Source organism: Microbacterium sp. BK668 (assembly GCF_004362195.1).
Classification (GTDB): domain Bacteria; phylum Actinomycetota; class Actinomycetes; order Actinomycetales; family Microbacteriaceae; genus Microbacterium.
Genome location: NZ_SNWG01000001.1, coordinates 1,160,160 through 1,182,698 on the forward strand (window position 1 = coordinate 1,160,160; position 22,539 = coordinate 1,182,698).

At 67.3% G+C, this 22,539-nt stretch carries 15 protein-coding genes; 12 read left to right on the forward strand and 3 right to left on the reverse strand.

Going from position 1 to position 22,539, the window contains the following annotated elements:
* Positions 1–5: 5 nt before the first annotated feature.
* Entirely contained in the window at positions 6–3,671 is a 3,666-nt protein-coding gene (locus tag EV279_RS05120) for a serine/threonine-protein kinase (protein ID WP_208109472.1), read from the reverse strand.
* A 761-nt stretch (positions 3,672–4,432) separates the two neighbouring features.
* Positions 4,433–5,398, reverse strand: a complete 966-nt coding sequence (locus EV279_RS05125; RefSeq protein ID WP_166644448.1) for an AraC family transcriptional regulator — start codon at positions 5,396–5,398, stop codon at positions 4,433–4,435.
* A gap of 24 nt (positions 5,399–5,422) precedes the next feature.
* Between EV279_RS05125 and EV279_RS05130 the strand changes: the two genes are divergently transcribed.
* From EV279_RS05130 to EV279_RS16815, 7 genes are all read left to right on the forward strand, one after another.
* Positions 5,423–6,310, forward strand: coding sequence for a phytanoyl-CoA dioxygenase family protein (locus EV279_RS05130; protein WP_133541808.1), 888 nt, complete (start codon positions 5,423–5,425; stop codon positions 6,308–6,310).
* The gene (locus EV279_RS05135) at positions 6,307–7,305 is read left to right on the forward strand and encodes a hypothetical protein (protein ID WP_133541809.1); all 999 of its coding nucleotides are present in this window, start codon (positions 6,307–6,309) and stop codon (positions 7,303–7,305) included. Before EV279_RS05130 ends, EV279_RS05135 begins: the two co-directional genes overlap by 4 nt.
* Before the next feature lie 35 nt (positions 7,306–7,340).
* Positions 7,341–9,920: a right-handed parallel beta-helix repeat-containing protein gene (locus EV279_RS05140; RefSeq protein WP_133541810.1), complete on the forward strand. Its 2,580-nt coding sequence runs from the start codon at positions 7,341–7,343 to the stop codon at positions 9,918–9,920.
* A gap of 30 nt (positions 9,921–9,950) precedes the next feature.
* A complete protein-coding gene (locus EV279_RS05145; protein WP_133541811.1) occupies positions 9,951–10,988 on the forward strand; it encodes a LacI family DNA-binding transcriptional regulator in 1,038 nt (345 codons plus the stop codon).
* A gap of 92 nt (positions 10,989–11,080) precedes the next feature.
* Entirely contained in the window at positions 11,081–13,570 is a 2,490-nt protein-coding gene (locus EV279_RS05150) for a glycoside hydrolase family 2 protein (protein ID WP_133541812.1), read from the forward strand.
* Positions 13,571–13,593: 23 nt separating this feature from the next.
* On the forward strand, positions 13,594–15,885 hold the full coding sequence (locus EV279_RS05155) for a right-handed parallel beta-helix repeat-containing protein (RefSeq protein WP_166644449.1): 2,292 nt from the start codon (positions 13,594–13,596) through the stop codon (positions 15,883–15,885).
* Between the two features lie 228 nt (positions 15,886–16,113).
* Positions 16,114–16,383, forward strand: coding sequence for a hypothetical protein (locus tag EV279_RS16815; protein WP_166644395.1), 270 nt, complete (start codon positions 16,114–16,116; stop codon positions 16,381–16,383).
* A 70-nt stretch (positions 16,384–16,453) separates the two neighbouring features.
* Here the strand turns inward: EV279_RS16815 and EV279_RS05165 are convergent, their stop codons facing one another.
* Positions 16,454–17,977: an ROK family transcriptional regulator gene (locus tag EV279_RS05165; RefSeq protein WP_208109473.1), complete on the reverse strand. Its 1,524-nt coding sequence runs from the start codon at positions 17,975–17,977 to the stop codon at positions 16,454–16,456.
* Here EV279_RS05165 and EV279_RS05170 point away from each other — a divergent pair.
* From EV279_RS05170 to EV279_RS05190, 5 genes are all read left to right on the forward strand, one after another.
* Positions 17,967–19,202 carry an ABC transporter substrate-binding protein gene (locus tag EV279_RS05170; protein WP_166644451.1) on the forward strand — a complete coding sequence of 412 codons (1,236 nt, stop codon included), beginning with the start codon at positions 17,967–17,969 and terminating at the stop codon, positions 19,200–19,202. The two genes, EV279_RS05165 and EV279_RS05170, sit on opposite strands and share 11 nt — an antisense overlap.
* A gap of 79 nt (positions 19,203–19,281) precedes the next feature.
* The gene (locus EV279_RS05175) at positions 19,282–20,235 is read left to right on the forward strand and encodes a sugar ABC transporter permease (RefSeq protein WP_133541817.1); all 954 of its coding nucleotides are present in this window, start codon (positions 19,282–19,284) and stop codon (positions 20,233–20,235) included.
* On the forward strand, positions 20,232–21,149 hold the full coding sequence (locus tag EV279_RS05180; RefSeq protein WP_133541818.1) for a carbohydrate ABC transporter permease: 918 nt from the start codon (positions 20,232–20,234) through the stop codon (positions 21,147–21,149). Before EV279_RS05175 ends, EV279_RS05180 begins: the two co-directional genes overlap by 4 nt.
* Positions 21,150–21,227: 78 nt before the next feature.
* On the forward strand, positions 21,228–21,416 hold the full coding sequence (locus tag EV279_RS05185; protein WP_133541819.1) for a hypothetical protein: 189 nt from the start codon (positions 21,228–21,230) through the stop codon (positions 21,414–21,416).
* Between the two features lie 78 nt (positions 21,417–21,494).
* Entirely contained in the window at positions 21,495–22,406 is a 912-nt protein-coding gene (locus EV279_RS05190; protein ID WP_133541820.1) for a BadF/BadG/BcrA/BcrD ATPase family protein, read from the forward strand.
* The last annotated feature ends 133 nt before the right edge of the window (positions 22,407–22,539 follow it).

Here is a 22,539-nt window from a genome sequence, read left to right on the forward strand (position 1 = left end):
AGGGGTCAGGTCGACTGCCCGCTTCCTGTGCCGACCTCGCCCAGCTGCTGGGCACGGAGCACCGCGGCTCGCCGGTTGCTGACACCGAGCTTCGTGTAGATCCGCTTCGTGTGTGTTCGCACCGTGTTGAGCGACACGACAAGCAGACGGGCGATCTCGGGGCCGCTCATCTCGGTCGCGAGGAGCCGGAGCACTTCCCGCTCCCGCTCACTCAAGGGTTCGGCGAGGTCGGTGGCCCGGCTGCCTGCGGGGTCGGCGAGTACTGGCCCGCGGCCGCTGCGCGCGATCGGAGCGTCGAACCGCGTCCGCAGCCTTCGGGCGTAGGCATGTACGCGATCGCGCGCAGCGACCGCATCAAGCAGCGTCGCCATCGGTGCCCCCTCGTCCACGAAGAGCCGGGCGTAGCCTTCAGGCTCAGCAAGGGTCAGCGCCCGCTCCAGTGCTGTCACAGCACCGTCGATGTCGCCCCGCGCGCGGTCCGCGAGTGCGTGTAGCGCGAGGATCTCGATGACGCTACCTACTCGCCCTCCGGCTTCCGCCGCACCGAGCAGACGGTCCAGAAGAGACAGAGCGTCGGCGAGGGTCTGCCGCTCACCCTCGAGCGTGTATTGGGTGAGAAGCGTTCTGGCAAGCGTGATGTGCTCGTACTCCCGGATGTAGCTGACGTCGTCGTCCGCGGACAAGCCCGCGCCCCGTGCCCACGTGAGCGCGTCGGCGACTCTGCCCTGCTTCAGCCAGAGCCGCGCCCTCGTCGCAGGGACGGGGCGGACGACGGGCGCCATGTCGGCCGTGAAGAAGCGCTCGGCCTGATCCAGCAGCTCGACCGCCCCAGACAGGACGCCCTGCGCCTCCCGGAGCTGAGCCATGCCCAGCCGCGAGCGGTAGCGGTATTTCGGCAGCCCCGCCGAGTCGCCCCCCTCCGCCACGGCTCGTTCGAACTCAATGGTCACCGCTTCCAGGTCGTCGCGTTCGTACAGGATCGTCGCCCTGCCGACGTGCATGTCCGGGATGCCGCGGCGGATCGGTTGCGTCTGCTCGTGTGCCAGCTGCAGCGCGGCGTCGTAGGAAGCCAGGGCATCGCTCAGGCGGCCCTGGGTCAAACGGATGTCGGCGAGGACGATGGTGCAGCCGAGGACGTCGGCGATGTGGCCAGAGCTCGTGAAGTTCGCGACCGACTCGGCATAGCCCTTGTGCGCGCCCTCGAGATCCCCGTCGCCCCAGAGGGCGAGCGCCTCCAGTGCAGCGGCAGCACCTCGCCGATAGTGGTCCGACTCATCCAGCAGACCGAGCGCGCGCCGCGCATGGTGCACGGTAGCGGTCGCGTCTCCCCGAGCGAGGGCCAGTCCTGAACGGTAGATCGCGGTCGAGCCCTGCAGGCTCCGCAACTCGCCGCTGTCCACGACGATGGGCGACCCCAGGTCCTGTCCCGCGGCGTCTGGTTCCACCCACCGTTCCGCGTCCCGCAGCCGTTCCTCCACGCCACCGATCTCACCAGTCGACAGCAGAGCACCGACGAACCCCAGGCTGAGCACGGGCCGTGTGCGGAAGGTCTCCGGAGGAAGCGCCTCCATCCAACTGCGGAGCGTCGCCTCTCGTCGATCGCGGCCCATCGCGGGCACCGCGGCCTCGATGAGGCCGGCAGCCAACTCGTAGTCCGGAGCTGCCAGGGCGTGATGGATCGCCGCGTCCTGGTCGCCGGCCTGCGCGAACCACGCGCTGGCTCGACGATGAAGTTCCGGCGCGGCGTCGGGCCGCTCATCCGTCAGCCTCACCTGTAGCACCTCCGCGAACAGATGGTGGTACCGATACCAGCCCCGACGGTCATCGAGCGGCACCAGGAACAGGTTTCCGCGGTCCAGCGTGTCGAGCATCGCTCGGCCGTTTCCGCGCGTTGTGACGGCATCGGCGAGCGAGGCGTTCATCCGCGAGAGGATCGACGACTCGAGAAGGAAGGTGCGCACCTCGGCCGGGACACTCTGCAACACCTCCTCGACCAGATAGTCGACGATGTACCGGTCGTCCCCCGCGAACGCGGCGATGAAGTCCGCGATGTCGTCCCGCCCCTGCATCGACAGCGCGGCGAGTTGCAGCGCCGCGATCCATCCTTCGGTGCGGCCCTCGAGCGTCAAGACCTGCTCCGGTGACAGTGCCAGGTCCATCACGCCGGTGAGGTACTCGGATGCCTCCTCCGGGCGAAAGCGAAGGTCGGCAGCGCGAAGCTCGACCAGGTCGCCGCTTGCACGCAGCCGAGCAAGCGGCAGGGGTGGATCAGCGCGGCTCGCCAGGACGAGGTGGACGTTCGGAGGTAGGTTCGCGGTCAGGAACGCGACGCCCTCGTGCACCGCGGGTGCGTGCACGAGGTGGTAGTCGTCCATGACGAGGACGAGTTCCCGTCCGAGGTGAGCGAGGTCGTTGAGCAGCCTCGTCAGCAGTGTCCAGGGGGAGGCGGATCCGGGCGTCTCGAGCAGCGCGAGAGCCTCGGCTCCCACATCCGGATCAACCGTCCGAAGCGCGGCGACCACATACGCCCAGAACCGCGCAGGATCGTTGTCGGCGTCGTCGAGCGACAGCCACGCGGCGGCGCGGTCGCCGGTCTCACTCGGGAGCTCCTCTGCCAGCCAGGCGGCGAGGAGGGTCGACTTACCGAACCCAGCGGGCGCCGAGACGATCGTGAGGCTGGATTGGATGGCGCGCTCCAGCTGCTTCACCAGACGAGGACGTGGCACCGCGTTGCGTCGCGCCTCCGGTCGATAGACCTTCGTCTCGAGCAGTGGCCTCGAGGACGCTACGGCGAGCGGCCGAGAGCCGGTCGGCGATGAGGGAGCGGTGTGCCCACCGCCCGGCTCGGCGCGCAGACTCTCCCGCAGCTCGTGTGCAGCCTGGGCGAGCGCGGCCGCTGAGCTCGGTCGCTCGGCGGGATCCTTGGCCAGGCATGACATGACGAGGTCGCGCACGGGGAGCGGCACATCCGAAGGCATCGCGGGCGGCTCGTCGTTTACCTGCGCCAGCGCGATCGCCATCTGCGATTCGCCGGTGAAAGGTCGCACGCCTGCGAGCGCCTCGTAGGCGACGACGCCCAGTGAGTAGATGTCGCTGGCGGCCGTCACCGGTTTCCCACCCAGCTGCTCCGGAGCGGCGTACTGCACCGTACCCATCACCTGGCCGGCGACCGTGAACGGCACCTGGTCGGAGGCGCGAGCGATTCCGAAATCTGCGATCTTCACGCGCCCATCGGGTTCGATGAGAAGGTTGTCGGGTTTGATGTCACGATGCACCAGACCCGCGCTGTGCGCGGCATGCAGGGCCGATGCGGCCTGCGCGACGACATCCAGCGCGCGCTCCGCGGGGAGAGGGCGCTCCCGGCTCAACACCGCGGAGAGAGCCTCGCCGCGGACCAGCTCCATCACCAGATATGCCGATCCGTCGTGCTCGCCGTAGTCGTACACCCGCGCGATGCCGTCATGATCAACTCGCGCAGCGAGCCGTCCCTCGACGCGAAAACGCTGGAGAAAGCCCGGCGCGTCGACGAGATCCGGCTTCAGGATCTTGACAGCGACCGTGCGGCCGATGACCCGGTCGGCCGCCTTCCAGACCTCACCCATGCCGCCGACCGCGATCCTGCTCGCCAGTTGGTAGCGATCACCCAGTGCGACACCAGCAACGAGCCTCATCGTCAGCTCCGCGCCCTACCCGGTGGTTCGAGGACGACAGGTTTCCGCATGATGCCCCCTCATCTGCACCTAAAGGGTAGCGTCCCCAGTCCTGCGGCCGGACTGCGCCCACCGTGAGAACATCCTGGCGATCAGGGTGTTCGACACCGCTGGCGTGCGTAAGAATCGCGTAAACCTGAAGAGCTCCGAGCGTCTTCGAACGTCATCAGAAGCGACCTCAAACCGCGGCAGATCAACGTGAACGCCTGCGAACCGACCCGGGCATCTACCCAGCGACCGGGTTCAAATTCCTCCGTCTCCGCCACAGAATGACCCGGTCATCGCGGCTTTTTCTCATTCCGTCGCGACCTGATTCGGCGTTCTCCGTCGTCAAGGTGACCCCGAAGTGACCCCGCGGGGGGTCACTCCCCGCGATAGCGGCGGCGCTCGCCAACGCGTACGTCGGTGCGTTCTGCCGCGCGATTCCGGGGAAGTCATGCGGCTCGAGCGCTCGGGGGTGCACCACCCCACACAGGTGATGTCCCCTCGATGGCTGAACCGCGGCCCGTCCGTGCGGGAGGGACGCGGGCGGTCGTCCGAAGATGAACGCGCGCCCACTCTCGAGGCAGTTGCTGATGTGTCCGGAGACAGCCGGCTGCAGCTTCGACTCTCGACCCCGCATCAGCACCGGGGGTCGCAGAGATGAGGTCGCCATCCGCGCCTACGCGGAGAAGCGGGCTGCTGTCGAGCGGCGGCGCCTGCGGCATCACCGCGCTTCGTCCCTAGGTCAGATCGGTCAGCGATCGCCACAGGCTCATGAGGCGGTGCTCTACCAAAGGGGCCAGCGGTTCGTCTTCTCCGTGATCGCGGCGAAAGGCGCCCGGCGGTGAGCCGTATCTGCTGCTGAACCGCTTGGAAAGGTGGAACTCGTCCGAGAAGCCGCATTCGGCGGCGATGGCGGCAACGGTCGACGACGTGCGCTGCAGGGCGACGGCCGCCCGCGCGAGCCGGACCATCTCGAACGCCCTGGCGGGCCCGATCCCGAAGTGCGATCGGAATGAGCGCGACAGGTACCCCGGCGACACGTCGAGCGCGCGGGCGATCTCGACGATGGCGATGATCCTCATCCCTGTCGCCGACCACGTCCCCTTGACGTAACTCACCGCTCGCTCGGCGAGAGCCTCCAAGGCGTGGTCGCCGGTGTCGCCTTCGTCCTCGTGCTCGAGGAAGACATCGAGCATGAGGCCGACGATGTGCGAACTGCGCGCACGCATCGTTTGGTCAGTGCCGGCGGCGGGTGAAAGCAGACTGTCGCAGAGCGCCGCCAGCAGAGGGAGCTGCGCCATCCGCCGTGTCCGGGGCCACTCCGAGGCATCCACATCGGCCGGCAGCTCGAAGTGGACGAACGCATGCGAGCTCGCCTGCGTGGCATCCCACTCGTACCTTTCAGCGGCTCCCAGCGGCGACAGGGCGATCGTCCCGGGCGTCAGTGGATGCGCCTGTGCGTCTTCGCCCATTTCGATGTGCCAGGTGGCCGAACCGCGAAGGACCCACACGAACTCGAAGGATGACATCTGCCGGGGACCGAACATCGCTCCTGCCGGATACTCGGCGACGTTAGCGAGCGAGCGGACAAGCACGGGCGAGCTCACAAAGGTCATGAATGTACATGGTAGTGATCGATATCTCCATGTCGCCAGCGCGATCAGCTGCGTAGCTTCGCAAGGAAACGACAAGTCAGCGCCCAAGCGCTGGGGAAGAGAGCAACCGACATGTCCACGACGACCGCCCTCCGGGCCTCTGTGCCGCTCCACGAGCAGGTCGACAACGCCTTCCGGGAGCAGTACGCCCGAGACGGGTACGCCGTCCTCGCGGGGGCACTGACGCCGCAGAGGGTCGAGGATCTCAACCGCGACGCGATCCGGATCTGCCGCAACACCCCACTGAGCGACGGAGACGATCTGACGGGTCTGTCGGACGCCGATGTGCTCCGCCGGTTCCTCTGCATCCACTACCCCCACAAGATCTCAGAGATCGCTGCCGCCGCGATGCACGACGAGCAGGTCGTCGCGGCGCTGACGTCCGTCATCGGGCCGAACGTCAAGGCCATGCAGTCGATGCTCTTCGTGAAGTCCGAGGGCAAGCCCGGGCAGGCCTGGCATCAGGATGAGCACTTCATCCCGACGCGCGACCGTTCGCTCACGGGGGTGTGGATCGCCCTCGACGACGCGACGATCGAGAACGGATGCTTGTGGGTGATCCCCGGCTCTCACCAGCGCGGTGTCCTCTATCCCGATCGCGACCAGGACGACCCTCAGTTCGACTGCACGGCAGAGGCGTACGACTTCCCGTACACCGAGGAGGATGCCGTGCCCGTCGAGATCCCTGCCGGAGCCGCGCTTGTGTTCAACGGCTACCTTCTTCACCGCTCACTTCAGAACTCCGGTAAGCACGGCTACCGCCGGGCACTTGTCAACCACTACATGAGTGCGGAGTCGCTGTTGCCCTGGCGCAAGGAGGTGGAGGGCAGTCACTTCGGCGAGTACGACTTTCGCGATGTCGTGCTCGTCGCCGGCGAAGACCCGTACGCCTACAAGGGACTCCGAGACCTGTCCGCGCCGCACGCCCGTCGCGACAAGGAGGGCGGCTGCGATCGATGACGATTCCTGCCGCTCCGGCTCGCGAGAAGCACTCGATCCTTCTCGCCGGCCGGGAGTACCGCTGGTCAGAGGTGCTTCCCATCGGCGACGACCCGCGCGCGTGGTCCCATTCGGGGGCGGCTGCGGGGCCGGACGGTTCGCTCTACTTCGGCGACAGCTCGGGGCGTCTCCTGTATGTGGTGAGGCCGGACGGCCGCGGCGGAATCCGTGATCGGCGAGCGGTGGCCGTGGCAGCGACCGAGTGCCACGGGCTCGCGGTCACCGCCGACGGAGACATCTGGGTCGCCGACCCTGGGCACAAGTACACGCGCGACGGTGCCGGCTATGGCGACCTGCGTCGCGGCGGCGGCGTGACCAGATTTCACCCCGACGGGGGAATTGCGCAGCAGCTGTCGTCCGAGGGTACCCGGGGCTGGATGCCGACGAGTGTCGCACTGCACGACCACGGGTCCGCGTCAGGCGGAGCGGTGTGGGTGGCCGACGGGTATGGGCGAAGCCTCGTGTACGGCTTCGATGCCGATGGGCGCTGCTCCTTCACCGCCAACGGTGCCGACTCGGGAATGCCCTTCCGCACGCCGCATGCGGTCATCATGGACGAACGCAGCGCCGAGCCGAGGCTTCTTGTGGCCGATCGCGGCAACCGCCGCATCGTTCAGCTGTCGATGGACGGCCGATTCCTCGGTGCCTTCGGCCAAGCCGAGCTGACCGGCCCGTCCGCCTTCGCCTTCGACGGCGAGTTGCTGCTCGTGACGGACCTTTACGGGCGCATCGCGGCTTTCGGCCCGGACGACTCGTTCCTCGGCGGGACCGGATCCCTACCGCACCGGCGCGAGCGGCCGTGGCCCAACGAAGACCGCAGGCGGGGGATCCAGGCTGCCACGCGCCGAGCGGGACGGTTTCATGCTCCGCACGGCATAGCCGTGGGAGCCGAAGGTGAGATCCTCGTCACGGAGTGGGGGATCTCTGGCAGAGTCATCCTGCTCATCCCGACGTGAGCCGAGTCTGATCGTCCCCGTCCACCGGAGATCCCATGCCCCAGATCGAGCCATCGCCATTCGTGGTGTCCACCGACGGCGACGACGCCGGACCCGGCACGGACCTACGCCCGTTCCGCACCCTCACCCGCGCACGCGACGCGGTGAGGGAGCGGCGCCGCTCCGAGTCACGCCCGACGTGGGAAGTGGTCGTTCGCGGCGGACTCTACCCCGTCACGGAGACCCTCGCCTTCGACAGGCGCGACTCGGGTAACGCGGGGGAGCGGGTCGTGTTCCGTGCGGCACCCGGCGAGCGCCCCGTCCTCGACGGCGGCGTCCGGATCTCGGTCTGGCGCCGGAGCACGCCAGATGTTTGGGAAGCGGAAGTCCCGGCCGGCCTGTCCGGTGTGCGCCAGTTCTACGTCGACGGGGTCCGTCGCCGGCGCGCGGGCACTCCGTTCGCGATAAAGGGCTCGGGGTGGACGTACGATGCCCGCGGGCTTCGGGATGGCTACCTCGTGCCCCGCAGGCTGCTGCCTGAGCTCGACCGCCCCCAACACGCCGAGCTCAGCCAGCTCATCCAGTGGCGCCACTACCGCGTGCCCATCCGGACGTTTGAGCACGTCGACAGCGAAACCGTCGCGATCCGCTTCAATCGGGAAGCTTTCGACGTCGCTCTTTCGAACACCCCGTACTCGCAGACGCCAACCTTCAACAACGAGTTCCACATCGAGAACGATCCTGCGCTCCTCGAGGAGGCGGGCGCGTGGTGCTTCGACCCCGCACGCCGGATACTGCGATACCGCCCGGTGGACGGCGAGGACATCGACCGATTCGTCGCGACCGTCCCCGCCGTCCAAACCCTGCTCGAAGTCAAGGGCGATGGCCCAGGCTCCTACGCCGAGAACATCGAGCTCCGAGGTCTCACCTTCCGCCACGCTGCATGGGATGCCCCGACGGCGGCGGGATTCGTCACCAACCAGACGGACTATCTGCTCGCTCCGCGCGGACCTTCCGACGGGCCGCTGGCTCAGCACCCGCCTGCGGCGGTCCAGGTGGACGCGGCGCGCAGCATCCGCTTCATCGACTGCCGTATCGAGCATGTCGGTGCCATAGGTCTCGCGGTGCACTACGCCCACCGCGTCCAGATCGACGGATGCGTCGTCTACGACACATCCGACACCGGCATCACGATCGGGACTCAGGCCGGTGCCGTGATCGACCAGCCGTGGGAGGAGACGCCGACATTCAACTCCGTCACCCGCTCGCTGATCCACCGAACCGGGGTGGAGTACGGCAGTGCGCCGGGCATCCAGGTGTACTTCACGCAAGACACCCTGATCGAGCACAATGACGTGTCGGCCACCGGCGGAGGGGGCATCGATCTGAACTCGTGGACACCGGACGTCACCCGTAATCGAACTCGTCGCAACCGCGTGCTGCGCAATCATGTGCACGACTACATGACCCGCACGATCGACTGCGGCGGAATCTACACGTGGTCGGTGCTCGGCGACGGGACGGTCGAGAACGACAGTGAGATCGCCTGGAACCACATCGAGGGTGGCCACGCCCACTACGGGGCCCTCTACCTCGATGAGACCAGCCGCTTCGTCCGCGCACATCACAATGTGATCGATCGTCCGCACAGCAATTGGCTGTACCTGTGGCGGCACACGATCCGCGACGTCCGCGTCATCGACAATTACGCGACGACGACCGACTGGGTGAATCGGGCGACGGACAGCGTGGTGGATCCGCCGATCCTCTTCGATCCCGCCGCGCCGCCCACCGCGGTGCGCGCGATCATCGAGGGTGCGGGGCTGCCGCCGACCCACCGGCACCTGCTCGAGGGAGTGGGCGAGCCTCCCGTTCCTCCACCCACCGTGAAGATCCTCGCGCCGCGAACCGTCCGCCTCACCGAGGATCTGCACCTGGACGCGGTCGTGGACGATGCTTCTCCGGTCGCCCCGCGGTGCCTGGGCCTGCGGCTGCATTGGTCGAAGATCTCCGGACCGGGAGACGTCACATTCCACTTCCGCAGCGGGCTCCGCACCACGGCCGCGTTCAGCAGGCCGGGCGATTACGTCCTTCGTCTGACAGTGAGGGACGGCGAGCGTGCGCAAAGCGAGACGATACGGGTGCGCGTCGCCGAGAGCGAACTCGGTCGCGACCTGATCACTGACGCCGCGTCCGTGACGGCGGGCGGCGAGCGGCTTGTCCACAACGCTCCCGGCCGCTTCGCGGTCGAGAATGTGCTCGATCCGGATCCAGCATGCGGCTGGGAGGCCGACGGCTCGTCACCGACATTCCTCATCGTCGATCTGGGATCGCCCGTGGTCATACAGCGGATCGAGATCCTGACCAATCAGGGCGCGCACGACGCAGACGACATCGATCAGCAGGGCGCGGATCTCGTCGTCTCGGCCTCCAACGATCCGGAGATGTCGCCGGTAGAGAGCGTGGTGATCGGTTCTCTCGGCGGTCGGATCAGCGAGCTCGGGCTGGATCGCGGCGCACTCGGGGTCTTCAACGTGCGCGATCCGCATGCCTACCGCTACCTCAAGATCAGGAAAGAGCCTGATATCCCCCATCTGCACATCGCCGCCCTCCACGTCCGGGGCGAGAGCGCGTGACCCCGCGATGCGGAGCGCTACCCTGAGTCGGTGCCCGAGCCGCGCCCTCGTCGACCGACGATCAACGACGTGGCCGAGCGCGCCGGCGTATCGAAGATGGCCGTCTCCTTCGCGCTGAACAACCGCCCCGGCGTCTCCGAAGAGACGCGCCGACGCGTGCTCGACGTTGCCGACGAGCTCGGGTGGCGCCCGAGCTCTGTGGCACGCTCTCTGTCAGAGCGACGTTCGGGCGCTGTCGGCCTGGTTCTGGCGAAGAGCGTGGATGCGCTCGAGGGCGACACGTTCTATCTCCGGCTGATCGCCGGGATGGAGGCGGAGCTGTCTGTCGCATCAACGGCGCTCTCCCTGCTTGTCGCCCGCGATGCCCCGCACGAGCTCGAGATCTATCGGACGCTGGCCTCGGAACGACGGGCGGACGCGGTGCTGATCGCAGACCTCCGCCTTGAGGACCCCCGGCTCGAGCTGGTTCGAGAGCTGGGCCTTCCGGCCGTCATCCTCGGAGATCTCGTCGATGGATTCAACTGCCTGTGGAGCGACGATGACGGTGCGACGGATCAGGTACTCGATCACTTGAAGGCCCTGGGACATCGGCATGTCGCGCGGATCAGTGAGGCGCCCGACCGCCGCTACGCCGTTCGACGCGACGAGGCGTTCCGCACCGGCATCGCGGCCCGCGGGATGACGGGCGTCATCGCGCGGGGGTCGCTGACAGCGGATATCCAGGAGGTGGCAACTCGCTCCCTCCTCGGCGATGACCCGAGACCCACCGCGATGGTCTTCGACAGCGAGCTCCTCGCTGTCGGCGCAATGGAGGTCCTGCTGGCCGCGGGGGTCGACGTCCCGCGCGAGATCTCGATCGTCGCCTGGGACGGGTCGACGCTCAGCCGAGTGATGCATCCGACTCTGACGAATGTGCGGCGCGACATCGTCGCGCTGGGGCGGGCAGCGGGAAAGGCGTTGCTTGCGGCTTCCGGCGGTGACCGTGCGGACCTCACCAGTCCGCAGACGCTGGTCGACGTCGCGGACCCGCGTCTGGTGGTCGGCGGGAGCACGGCCGCCCCCCGCTGAGCGCTTTGCGATCCCTCTGGACTTTACCGGTATAGTGGGGTTTGCGGGCGCGCCGTGGCCCCGCCAGCCAGCGCACAGTCAGGAGTCCGGAGATGACCGAACGCACCCCCCTGCACGACGGATGGACCCTCCGCCTCGCAGAACCGATAGCCGAGGCCGTCCCGGACGCAGTGCGCGCCCGTCTCCCGATCCGCGCGACGGTGCCTGGCACCGTGCACACCGATCTTCTCGACGCGGGGCTGATCGACGACCCCTATATCGACCGGCGGGAGCTCGATCAGGAGTGGATCGGAAGGCAGGCCTGGTTGTACGAGCGCAGGGTCGAACACCAGCCGATGGCGGGCGTCTCGACGAGCCTGGAGTTCGACGGCCTCGATACGATCGCCACCGTCTTCGTGAACGGACACGTCGCGGGCAGATCTCAGAATATGCACCGGCGTGTCGCCATGACGATCGACGACCACCTCCATGCGGGAACCAACACGATCGCTGTGCGGTTCGACTCCGCCGTCCTCTTTGCCGAGGAGGAGCGCACACGCATGGGACGCCTCCCCAACGCCTATCCCACGGCGTTCAACTACATCCGGAAGTCCGCGTGCAACTTCGGGTGGGATTGGGGTCCCTCTCTGACAGGCGCAGGCATCTGGCGCGACGTGCGCCTCGTGCAGGCGCGTGGCGCTGCGATCTCTCGCGTCTCGCCCACGGCGACCGTTGATGGCGAGGACGGCGTCCTCACCGTGCAGGTCGAGCTCTCGGGAGCGGCAGACGCCACCCTCGAGGCGACTGTCTCCGTCGGCGATCTGCGCGCGTCGGCGGTCGTCGCGCCGGGAGAGTCGACGGCCCGCCTCCGCGTTCGCGTGCCGGCCGTCCAGCGCTGGTGGCCCCACGGCTTCGGCGAAGCTCGCCTCTACCACGTCGCAGTCCAGCTCGTCGACGGCAGCGGGCTGCGCGACTCCTGGGAAGGGAGCGTCGGCTTCCGCACAGTCGAGCTCATCACCGAGCCGGACGCCGAGGGAACGCCGTTCACGTTCGTCATCAACGGCGCGACGGTACCGGTCCGGGGAGCGAACTGGATTCCCGACGATTGCTTCTTCCCCCGCGTGACCGAAGCGCGGGTGCGGGAGCGCATCACGCAGGCGGTCGCCGCCAACACCAATCTGCTGCGGATCTGGGGTGGCGGGACGTACGAGAGCGAGGACTTCTATCGCGTCTGCGACGAGCTGGGCGTGATGGTCTGGCAGGACTTCCTCTTCGCGTGTGCCGCATACCCGGAGGAGGAGCCGTTGCGCTCCGAAGTCGAAGCCGAAGCACGTGACAACGTCCAGCGGCTGATGACACACCCGAGCCTCGTGCTGTGGAACGGGAACAACGAGAACATCTGGGGGTACGAGGACTGGGACTGGCGGGAGCACATCGGCGACCGTACCTGGGGTCTCGGGTACTACACGGACCTCTTGCCTTCGGTCGTCGCCGAGGTGGATCCGTCGCGCCACTACTGGCCGGGCAGCCCCTATTCGGGATCGGCGAGCATCCACCCGAACAGCGAAGATCATGCGCTTCAGCACATCTGGGACGTGTGGAACGACCTTGACTACACCGCGTATCGGGAGATGCGCCCGCGCTTCGCATCGGAGTTCGGCTGGCAGGCTCCGCCCACGTGGTCGACCATCGTGCGCTCGGTGCGCGACGAGCCGCTCGCCCTCGATTCGCCCGGCATGCTGCACCACCAGAAGGCGATCGACGGCAATCACAAGCTCGAGCGCGGGCTCGCTGCGCACTTCGACAGGCCTGATGATTTCGACTCGTGGCTATTCGCTATGCAGCTGAATCAGGCGCGGGCCATCCGGTTCGGGATCGAGCACTTCCGGTCTCTTCGGCCGCGCAACACCGGCACGATCATCTGGCAGCTGAACGACTGCTGGCCGGTCACCTCGTGGGCGGCGATCGACGGATACGGGCGCAAGAAGCCGATGTGGTACGCCCTCCGCGCCTCGCAGGCGACACGCATCGCGACGGTCCAGCCCGTTGCGAAGGACAGCGGGCAGCTCGCGGTCGTGCTCGTCAATGATGCCGCGGCGCCGTGGCGGAGCACGGTATCCGCGCGACGGATCGACTTCGATGGCCGCGTGCTGGCCGAGTCGGTATTCGATGTCGTTGTCGAGGCGGCCGGCTCGGCGAGGGTCGCTCTCGATCGGCAACTCTGGGTCGCGGCAAACCCGCTGGAGGAAGTGATCGTCATCGAACCCGTCGGAGCCGACCGGGCGCTGTGGTTCTTCGCTGAGGACCGTGATCTGCTCTACAGGCCGCCTGCCCTCGCGACGTCGGTCGAGCGGCACGGAGAGGACGTGCGTGTCACGATCACCTCCGACGTACTTGTCCGGGACGTCTGTGTCTTTCCGGACCGCCTCGCAGACGCGGCGGAGGCGGACGACGCGCTGATCACCCTCCTGCCGGGTGAGACTCGCATCGTCAACGTCACCGGCATCGCTGCTGGAGAGGAGCATAAGCTGCTCCGCAGACCCGTTCTGCGATCCGCCAACGACCTCGTGGTCGCGGAGGCGGCCCTCGCCGCCCAACTCTGATGATTCCACCGGTCGAAGTGCACGTGGCTCCCTGGGGCCGCCCGGAAGCGACCGGCTCCGCCGGAGATCCGCATGCCACCCCGCAGGCGGCGCGGGACGCGCTTCGCGAGCAGCGGCCCGCCGGTCAGGCAGCGGTCGTCCACATCGCCCCCGGCAGGTATCGCTTCGCCCAGCCGTTGCTCCTCGAGCCCCGCGACTCCCGCACGCGCTGGGTCGGGGCCCGCTCCGACGATGGTGCCGCGGCCGCCGTCTTCGACGGCGGCATCGAGATCGCCGATTGGACGCCGACGGCGGGCCCGCGCGGTCCCATCTGGTCCGCGCCCGCGCCGCAGACTGCGGAGATCCGCTCCCTCTGGACAGCGGACGGGCAGAGGCTGGCCCGCACGAGGCGACCCCGGTCGGGCACCTTCCGCATCGGGTCCGTCGACGATCTCGCCATGGCGGGTGGACACATGGATGCCCTCTTCGACGGAAGCAGCACCTTCTCGTACGAGGGATCCGATCTCGCCGATCTGGCGGACGCTGGACGCATCGACATCCTGATCTCTCACTACTGGGTGCAGGAGCGGATGCCGGTGCTGTCGGTGGATAACGAGCGCCGGTCGGTTTCGAGTACGCGGCGGAGCATCTTCGCGCTCCGGGACGATATCGACAGGGCGCCGGCGCGGTACACGCTCGAGAACGTCCGCGATGCGCTCGGCGAAGAGCCTGGTGAGTGGTATCACGACCTGGAGACCGGTCGACTGCTCTATGCACCGCGCCAGGGCGAGGATCCCGATCGTGTCCGGATCATCGCGCCCGCGACAGAGCAGCTCCTGATCGTGCGCGGGCGACCGGGTGACCCCGTCGTGGAGGTCGCCTTCGAGGGGGTGTCCTTCGAGCACACGGACTGGTCGATGCCCGGCCCCGCCGACTACGGCCTGCTACGACGCCTGCCCCGCATCCCGTTCGCCTCGGCTCCGCAGTCGGCGATGGACGTTCCCGGAGTGATCTCGGTCGAGCACGCGCTCCGATTCTCACTCCTGCACGCGATCGTCGCCCACAGCGGTGGCTACGCCCTCGATCTCCGCGAAGGCGTGAGAGACGCTTGGGTCTCGCACTGCCGGCTGCGGGATCTGGGGGCTGGCGGCATTGCCGTCAGCGGAGCTGCCTCTCACCGTTCGGCCGGGACTACTCGCGGTGCCATCATCGAGGACTGCGACATCGGCTGGATCGGTCGTGTCTTCGCCGCGGGCGCCGGCATCCTCATCCGGCACAGTGGTGGCAACGTCGTGCGGCACAATCGCATCCATCACACGAAGGCCACCGGCATTTCGTGCGGCTGGGTATGGGGTTACCGCGAAAGCGTCGCGCACACCAACGTGATCGAGGCCAATCATCTCCACGACATCGGGGATGGCAGCCTCTCCGATCTGGGGGGCATTTACCTTCTCGGCGTCTCGCCCGGCACGGTCGTGCGGGGCAACGTCGTCCACCGCATCCGCTGCGCGAACTACGGCGGCTGGTGCATCTATCTCGACGAGGGGGCATCGCACATCTTGATCGAGGACAACCTCGCCTACGACGCGGGAGCGCAGGTCCTGCACCAGCACTTCGGAAGAGGGAACGTGGTGCGCAACAACGTTCTGGCGCATGGCCGGCACGGTCAGGTGTGCGTGACACGACCCGAATCGCACGTCTCCTTCACGTTCGAGCGCAACATCGTGGTGGGGTCAGGGTCACCGGCGTTCGTCGGAGAGGGACCGTCGCGCCCTGACCTCGCCCAGGTGAACTCGGACTCCAATCTGTTCTGGGACGAGCACCGGTCGACGGTCCGGGCCGGCGAAGGGCGGACGGACGCGCGCGCCGCGGGCGGGTTCAGGCCGATCGACGACGAGTGGTTGAAGCTGGGTCGGGATCAGCACTCCGTGGTTGCTGATCCCCGGCTGCGCCTCCCTGTCGATGGTCGGGTCGTCAGCCCTGTCGTGGATGCGCACAGCGTGAAGTCGATCGGGTTCATCGAGCCCGCATGGGACACCGTCGGTCCTCGTCAGTCGCCGGCTTCGGGGCCCGACCCGAGGGATTCGCGGACCACCAATTCTGCTTGCGGCGCTTCAACGGTGGAAGCGACGCCGTCCCGAAGGAGCGCGATGACGGTGACCCCGGCACGTTCGCCGATCGCCTGCACATCGTGGCCGAGAGCCGCCAGCCGCGGGCTGCAGAGCTGGCAGAGCACGGAATCGTCCCAGGCGAGCACCGACACCTGCTCAGGGACGGAGACTCCGGTGCGAGCGAGCTGTCCGACGCCCCCCAGCGCCATGAGGTCGTCGTCGTAGATGATCACGCTCGGTGGCTGCACGTGAGCCATCAGCTCTGCAGTGGCCTCGGCGCCTCCCTCCTCCGTGTAGGGTGCCACTGCTTCGTGGCAGGTGAGGGCCAGTGCCGCGCACATCGCCGCGAACGTCTCGGAGCGGATCTGACTGTGCGCGAGCTTGCGCGGTCCGCTGACGCGCCCGACCGAGCGGTGCCCGAGAGTCTTCAATCGAGTCAGAGCGTCGGTCATCGTGGCTCTATCGTTCGTCCAGACAGCGGGAAACGGGCCGGCCGTCTCGGGGTCGCCGACGACCACCGTCGGCATCGCCAGCTCGACGAGCGCGGGCACCCGAGCGTCGTGGCGTGCAAGGTCCACCAGGAGGATCGCGTCGACGGTGCCCTCCGCCGACCAGCGCCTGTACGTCTCGACCTCCGCGTCGGCCGACGCGACCACCGTGAGCACGACAGCGAGACCCGCGGGGCTCAAGACGCGCTCGGCTCCGGCGATGAACTCGTGGTAAAACGGCTCCGCACTCAGATGCAGCGAGGCGCGTTCGAGCACCAGGCCGACAGTGTGCCGCGACGACTCCCTCATCGATGGACTCCCGCCGCTCGTGGCGCGAGGGTCTCCTGCAGCACCAGCGCAGACGCCCCGAGCGCCGCCGCATCCCGGGGACTCCTCGAGTAGCGCACCTCCACATCGTGCACGCGTCGCGCGAAGAAGCGACGCGAGATGGCGGCGCGAATCGCGTCGATGTAGAGGGCGCCCGCGACTGCGAACCCCGGCCCCGCCAGCACGATGAGATCGAGGTCAACGACATTGGCGAGGGTTACCGCCCCCTCCGCAATCGCGGCCGCCGACGGGGCGATCAGTGCAGCGGCGGCGGGATCCTGGCGGATCGCGCGACGAGCGATCTCGTCGAAGAGGCGCATGTCAGATCCAGCCTCCGCGCCCGCGAAATCGAATCCAGACCGTCTGGCTTCGGCCACGACTGCGGACGGTGCCGCGTAGAGCTCGAGGCATCCGGTATTTCCGCATTCGCACCGCTTCCCGTGCGTATCGATGCAGACATGACCGATCTCACCCGCGTTCGACGCCGAACCCCGCAGCGCGACCCCGTTGATCACTATTCCGGAGCCGACGCCCTCGTCCATGTACAGGCAGGCGAAGGCCAGTGGGGAATAGTCGTGTCCCGCCCAGAACTCGCCGACGGCGGCCGCTGTGGCGTCCTTGTCCACGAGCACACGAAGCCCGAGTGCTTCGCTGAGCCGATCACGCAGCGGGAAGCCTCGCCACGATTTCGGCATCGCCGGTCCGCCTACGGTTCCGGCATGGTGGTCGATCGGCCCCGCGGCGACAATGCCCACCCCGACGAGGCTCTCGCGCGTCGCGCCGACCTGCGCTAACAGGAGGTCGAACTCGTTCGCGATCTCCGCCACCACCGTTGTGGGGTGCTCGTAGCCGATCCCACGTGTCCGCTTTCGCCCGAGCATCCCGCCGGCCATGTTGGTCACGACATATGTGACCCCCGTCATGGAGACATGCACACCGACGGCACATCGAGCTTCCGGGCTGATCTGCAGCATCGTACGTCGCTTGCCGCCGGTCGACTGGGCGAATCCGACCTCGCGGACGAGCCCGTCGTCGATGAGAGCGCGGACGATGTTCGATACGGCGGCGCGAGTGAGGCCGGTGGCTTGGGCAATCTCCACTCGGCTGACCTCCGGAGAATCCCGAATCCGATCCAGCACGATTCGGCGACTCGCCTGTCCTCTGGCAAGGCCAGTCGTATCGGCCACCTCGCCCCCTCCCTCTCCGCAGACACCGTACCAGCCTTCATTCACCCGATTGACAAAGTGCGGGCGATGACTTGACAGTTGTACGACATTCGACCATGATCGAGACCGGCACTGTTTGTCAAACGACAAAACTAAGTGAGGCTTCAACTCGGGATACCGGGGTCCGGCGCGCAGACGCGCTGGCAGGCAGCCACTCACATGCAACGAAGGGAACGACATGCACATCACACGATCGATCGCTCCAGCGGCGGCGCTCGGTGTTCTGGCGCTGTTGGCCGCAGGCTGCGCCTCGCAGCCTGCGGCCGTGGCACCCACGGCTGACGGCCTCGCAGACGTGGGCGAGTGCGAAACGATCACGGTTCTCACCAACCGCACCGACATCGTGGACACCGACTTCAAGGAGTACGCCGAGGAGTTCGAGAAGCAGAACCCCGGCCACTCGGTGAAGTTCGAGGCCGTGAAGAACTACGACGACGACGTGCGAACCAGGATGAACACGAAGGACTACGGCGATGTCCTCCTGATTCCGGCCTCGGTCACGCCCGATCAGTTCCCTTCGTTCTTCGCGCCGCTGGGCGAGCAGGCCGACCTCGCTGAGGAGTACTACTTCACGCCGTCCGGCTCATTCGAGGGTCAGACGTACGGCCTCTCGCAGACCGGCAACGCCACTGGCTACATCGTCAACAAGAAGGTGTGGGCCGAGGCCGGCATCACTGAACCGCCGGCCGATCCCGAAAAGTTCCTCGCCGCGCTCGAGAAGATCAAGGACGAGACGGGCGCTGTTCCCCTGTATACCAACTACAAGGACGGGTGGCCGCTGAGCGCGTGGAGCTCGCAGTACATCGGCATCGTCAGCGGAGAGGACGGCCGCAACATCCTGGCCTCCGACCCGGAGCCGTGGACCAAGGACAAGGACCTCTTCATCGGGAACTCCCTTCTGTTCGACGCCGTCGAATCCGGTCTGACGGAAGAAGATCCGGCCACTACCAACTGGGAGTCCAGCAAGACGCTCCTCGGTTCGGGTGAGGTCGCCTCGCTTATGGTCGCCTCATGGGGAGTGACGCAGGTGCAGCAGGCAGCCGAGGACGCGGGAGCGTCGAGCGACGACATCGGCTTCTGGCCCCTGCCCGTCCAAAAGGACGGGATCTTCCGCACGGTGCTCTCCGGTGACAAGAACCTGGCCATCAACACGAACTCCGAGTGCCAGGGCACCAGTCGTGAGTGGATCGACTTCTTCGTCAACGACTCCGGCTATGCGGCCAGTCAGGGCGGCATCACGCCCCGGATCGGCGGCGAGCTGCCCCCCAGTCTGGTCGCCTTCGACGAGGTCGGCGTCGAGATGATCACCATGAACCCCGAACCCGAAGGCAAGGAGGGCCGGCTCGGCGCGGTGCAGAAGGAAGCCGGGATCGCGCTCGGTGACTCTGCGTGGTACCAGAAGCTGGTCGACGTCGCTCGCGGAGCGGCGGACGGTGACAAGGACTCGTTCTTCGCCCAGTTGAACGCGGACTGGTCAGCTGCCGTCGAGGCGCAGGAGTAGGCGTCCTCGGACGCTGACCTCCACCGCTCGGGGCCGGGCGGCACGCCGCCCGGCCCCCACACCGGAAAGAGAGTCGACGATGACGACCACCCAAGCCTCCTCCACCGGCCTGCTCTGGGCGCGTCGAGTCCGCAAGAGCAGACTCCGCTCCCGCCGCCGTGGGCAGCGCTCGATGGGACGCGCCCTGCTCCCGTGGCTCTATCTGGCCCTTCCGATCGGGTTCGTCGTCTTGTTCACGGGCATTCCGTTGACCAACATGGTGTGGTACAGCTTCACGGACTGGGACGGCCTGAGTCCCGTCAAGGAGTACGTCGGCTTCGAGAACTACGTCGAGATATTCTCGGACCCCGACCTCTTCGGCGTCTTCTTCGTCAGTCTGTATTACCTGGTCGGCGCGATCGTCCAGATCGGCCTGGCGCTCTACCTCGCCACGGTGCTGAGCTTCACACTGCCGTTGCGCAACCTGTTCAAGGGCATCGTGTTCTTCCCCTATCTCATCAACGGGGTCGCGATCGCCTTCATCTTCCTGTTCTTCTTCCAGCCGGGCGGAACGCTCGATCTCACCCTTCAGTTCTTTGGACTCGGGGCGCTCTCGCAGCAGTGGCTGGGCGACCCCGCCGTCGTCAACTGGTCGCTCGCAGGCGTCTCGGTGTGGCGATACATCGGGCTCAATGTCGTGCTGTACATCGGCGCGATCCAGTCCATCAGTCCCGACCTCTTCGAGGCAGCCGACATCGACGGAGCCTCGCGCTGGCAGCAGTTCCGCTACATCATCGCTCCCAGCGTGAAGCGGATCACCGCCCTGACGACGATCCTCGCCATCTCCGGCGCTCTGGCCGTCTTCGAGATCCCGTACATCATGCTGGGCGGCGCGAACGGAACGGCGACTTTCGTCATCGAGACTGTGCGCAAAGCGTTCGTCTACAACGAGATCGGCCTGGCGTCGGCCATGGCAGTCGTGCTTCTCGCGCTCGTGCTGGTGATCACGATCATCCAGCGGCTGACCATCAAGGACGAAGTGGATCTCGCATGACCGTCGACCTGACAGACGTCCCCGCCGCCCGCGCGGACGAACCCTCCGGCGGACGGTCGCCCGATCGGCGCCGTCGCAGTGCCGAACGCGTGCGCGTGAAGATCGGCCCGGCCTTCGAGTACCTGACGCTGACGATCGTGGCCGTCATCGTGATCCTTCCCATCACGACACTGCTGTTCGCTTCTTTCAAGACGACCGAGGAGTACTCGACCACGTCGGCCTTCACGCCTCCGCAGAACTGGCTCGACTTCTCGAACTATCAGATCGCCATCACCCAGGGCCAGATGCTGATGGGATTCTTCAACACGGCCGTCATCCTGCTGTTCTCACTCGTGGGGACGATCATCATGGGCACGCTTGCCGCCTACGGTATCGATCGCTTCGAGTTCCGCGGCAAGCGCCTCGTGACGGGACTCTTCCTGCTGGCTGCGCTCGTTCCGGGTGTGGCGACGCAGGTCGCAACGTTCCAGGTCGTCAATGCGCTCGGCCTGTTCAACACCCGTGGCGCCGCGATCGCGCTCTTCATCGGGACCGACATCATCGCCATCTACATCTTCCTCCAGTTCCTGGCGTCGATCCCACGGTCGCTCGACGAAGCAGCCCGCATCGACGGTGCCGGACACTTCCGCATCTACTGGCAGATCATCATGCCGCTCCTGCGGCCGGCGATCGCGACCGTCGTGATCATCAAGGGCATCGCCATCTACAACGAGTTCTACATCCCGTTCCTCTACATGCCGGATCCCGAGCTCGGAACGATCTCAACGTCCCTGTTCCGGTTCGTGGGCCCTTTCGGCGCCCAGTGGGAGGTCTTGTCGGCGGGAGCGATCGTCGTCATCGTTCCGACCCTCGTGATCTTCCTGCTGCTCCAGCGGTTCATCTACCGCGGGCTCGCGGCCGGCGCGGTCAAGTGACCATGCTCCTCGTCGCGCGCCCGCGCCCCGCCCCGCACACCGTCGCAACACCCTGTTGACGATGGAGTGAGTTCGCAGATGAGAAGACATCGTTCCGCGGCGCTCGTCGCCGCACTCGCCCTCGCCGGTGCGCTGGCGCTGGCTGGTTCCCCGGCAGCGGCCGCTTCAGACGCGTGGAAGGTCGGCAGGGGATTGGTCACGGTCGCCGGAACCGGGCTCGAACTGGACGGCGAGCCGTTCCGCTTCGGCGGAGTCGACCTCTACTGACCTGTCAAGGGGGCGCACGACTCCGTGGGCTCGCCACACTCGCACCGCCTCCCGACGCACGACAACGATGAGGAAGATATGACGCTGAGCACGCTGGCGGTCGACGGCGGGCAGTCCGGCACACGGGTGCGTCACAGTGGGAGTCCGCAGCCCACCGAATGGAGCTCGGAGCCTATTCGCACCGATCTGGGGCTTCTGCCGCAGCTGGCGAGAACAGTCGCAGAAGCGGCCGCGAGAGTGGGCCGGATCGATCGGGTGGGTATCGGTGTATCCGGCCTGACCGCCGGTGCGGATCCCGTTGCACTCTTGGACGAGATCGACGAATTCGGTGTGCGCGAGGTGTTCCTGGCGCACGACTCCATCACGTCGTACAGCGGCGCCCTCGGTGAATCGCAAGGCGCGGTCGTCGCGGCAGGAACCGGTGTCGTCACGCTCGGCGTCGGCCCCGCGCGACTCGCTCGAGTCGACGGCTGGGGGCATCTGATCGGGGACGCGGGAAGCGGCTATTGGGTAGGGCGGGCCGCGCTGGACGCCGTCCTGAGGCAGCTCGACGGACGCGGCCCCGTCACGAGCCTGAGCCAGGTCGTACGCTCCGACTTCCCAGACCTCACCCGGGCCTACATCGATATCCAGTCGGATGCCGAGCGCGTGCGGCGAGTGGCGGCGTATGCCCGCGCGGTCTTCGAAGCCGCGCCTTCCGATCGCGTCGCGAGCGACATCGTGCGCCGCGCCGCCGAGGAGCTGGCGACGTCGGCAGCCACGGCACTGGAGCGGGCCGCCGTCGATCCGCGCGAATGGAGAGTGGCGGCGGTCGGCGGGATCTTCCGCGCAGACGCCCTCCGGGACGCGTTCACCGAGGCAGTGCGCTCGCGAATGCCTGCCGCACGCATCGTCGTGGATGCCTTCGACCCGCTCGCCGGCGCGGCATCGTTGGCCGACATCCCGGTGGCGAGCCCCCTAGGCCGGGAGATTCTGCGGGCGCGGCGCTGACTCGTGTCGGGATGGGGCTGAGCTCAGCTGACCAGCGAGGCTCCATACCTCGTTGAGGGGCGCGAACTGCGCATCGCCGTCGGTGTTCCGATAGTGATCCACGAACGGCCCGATCTGCCGCTGCCAAGCCCGG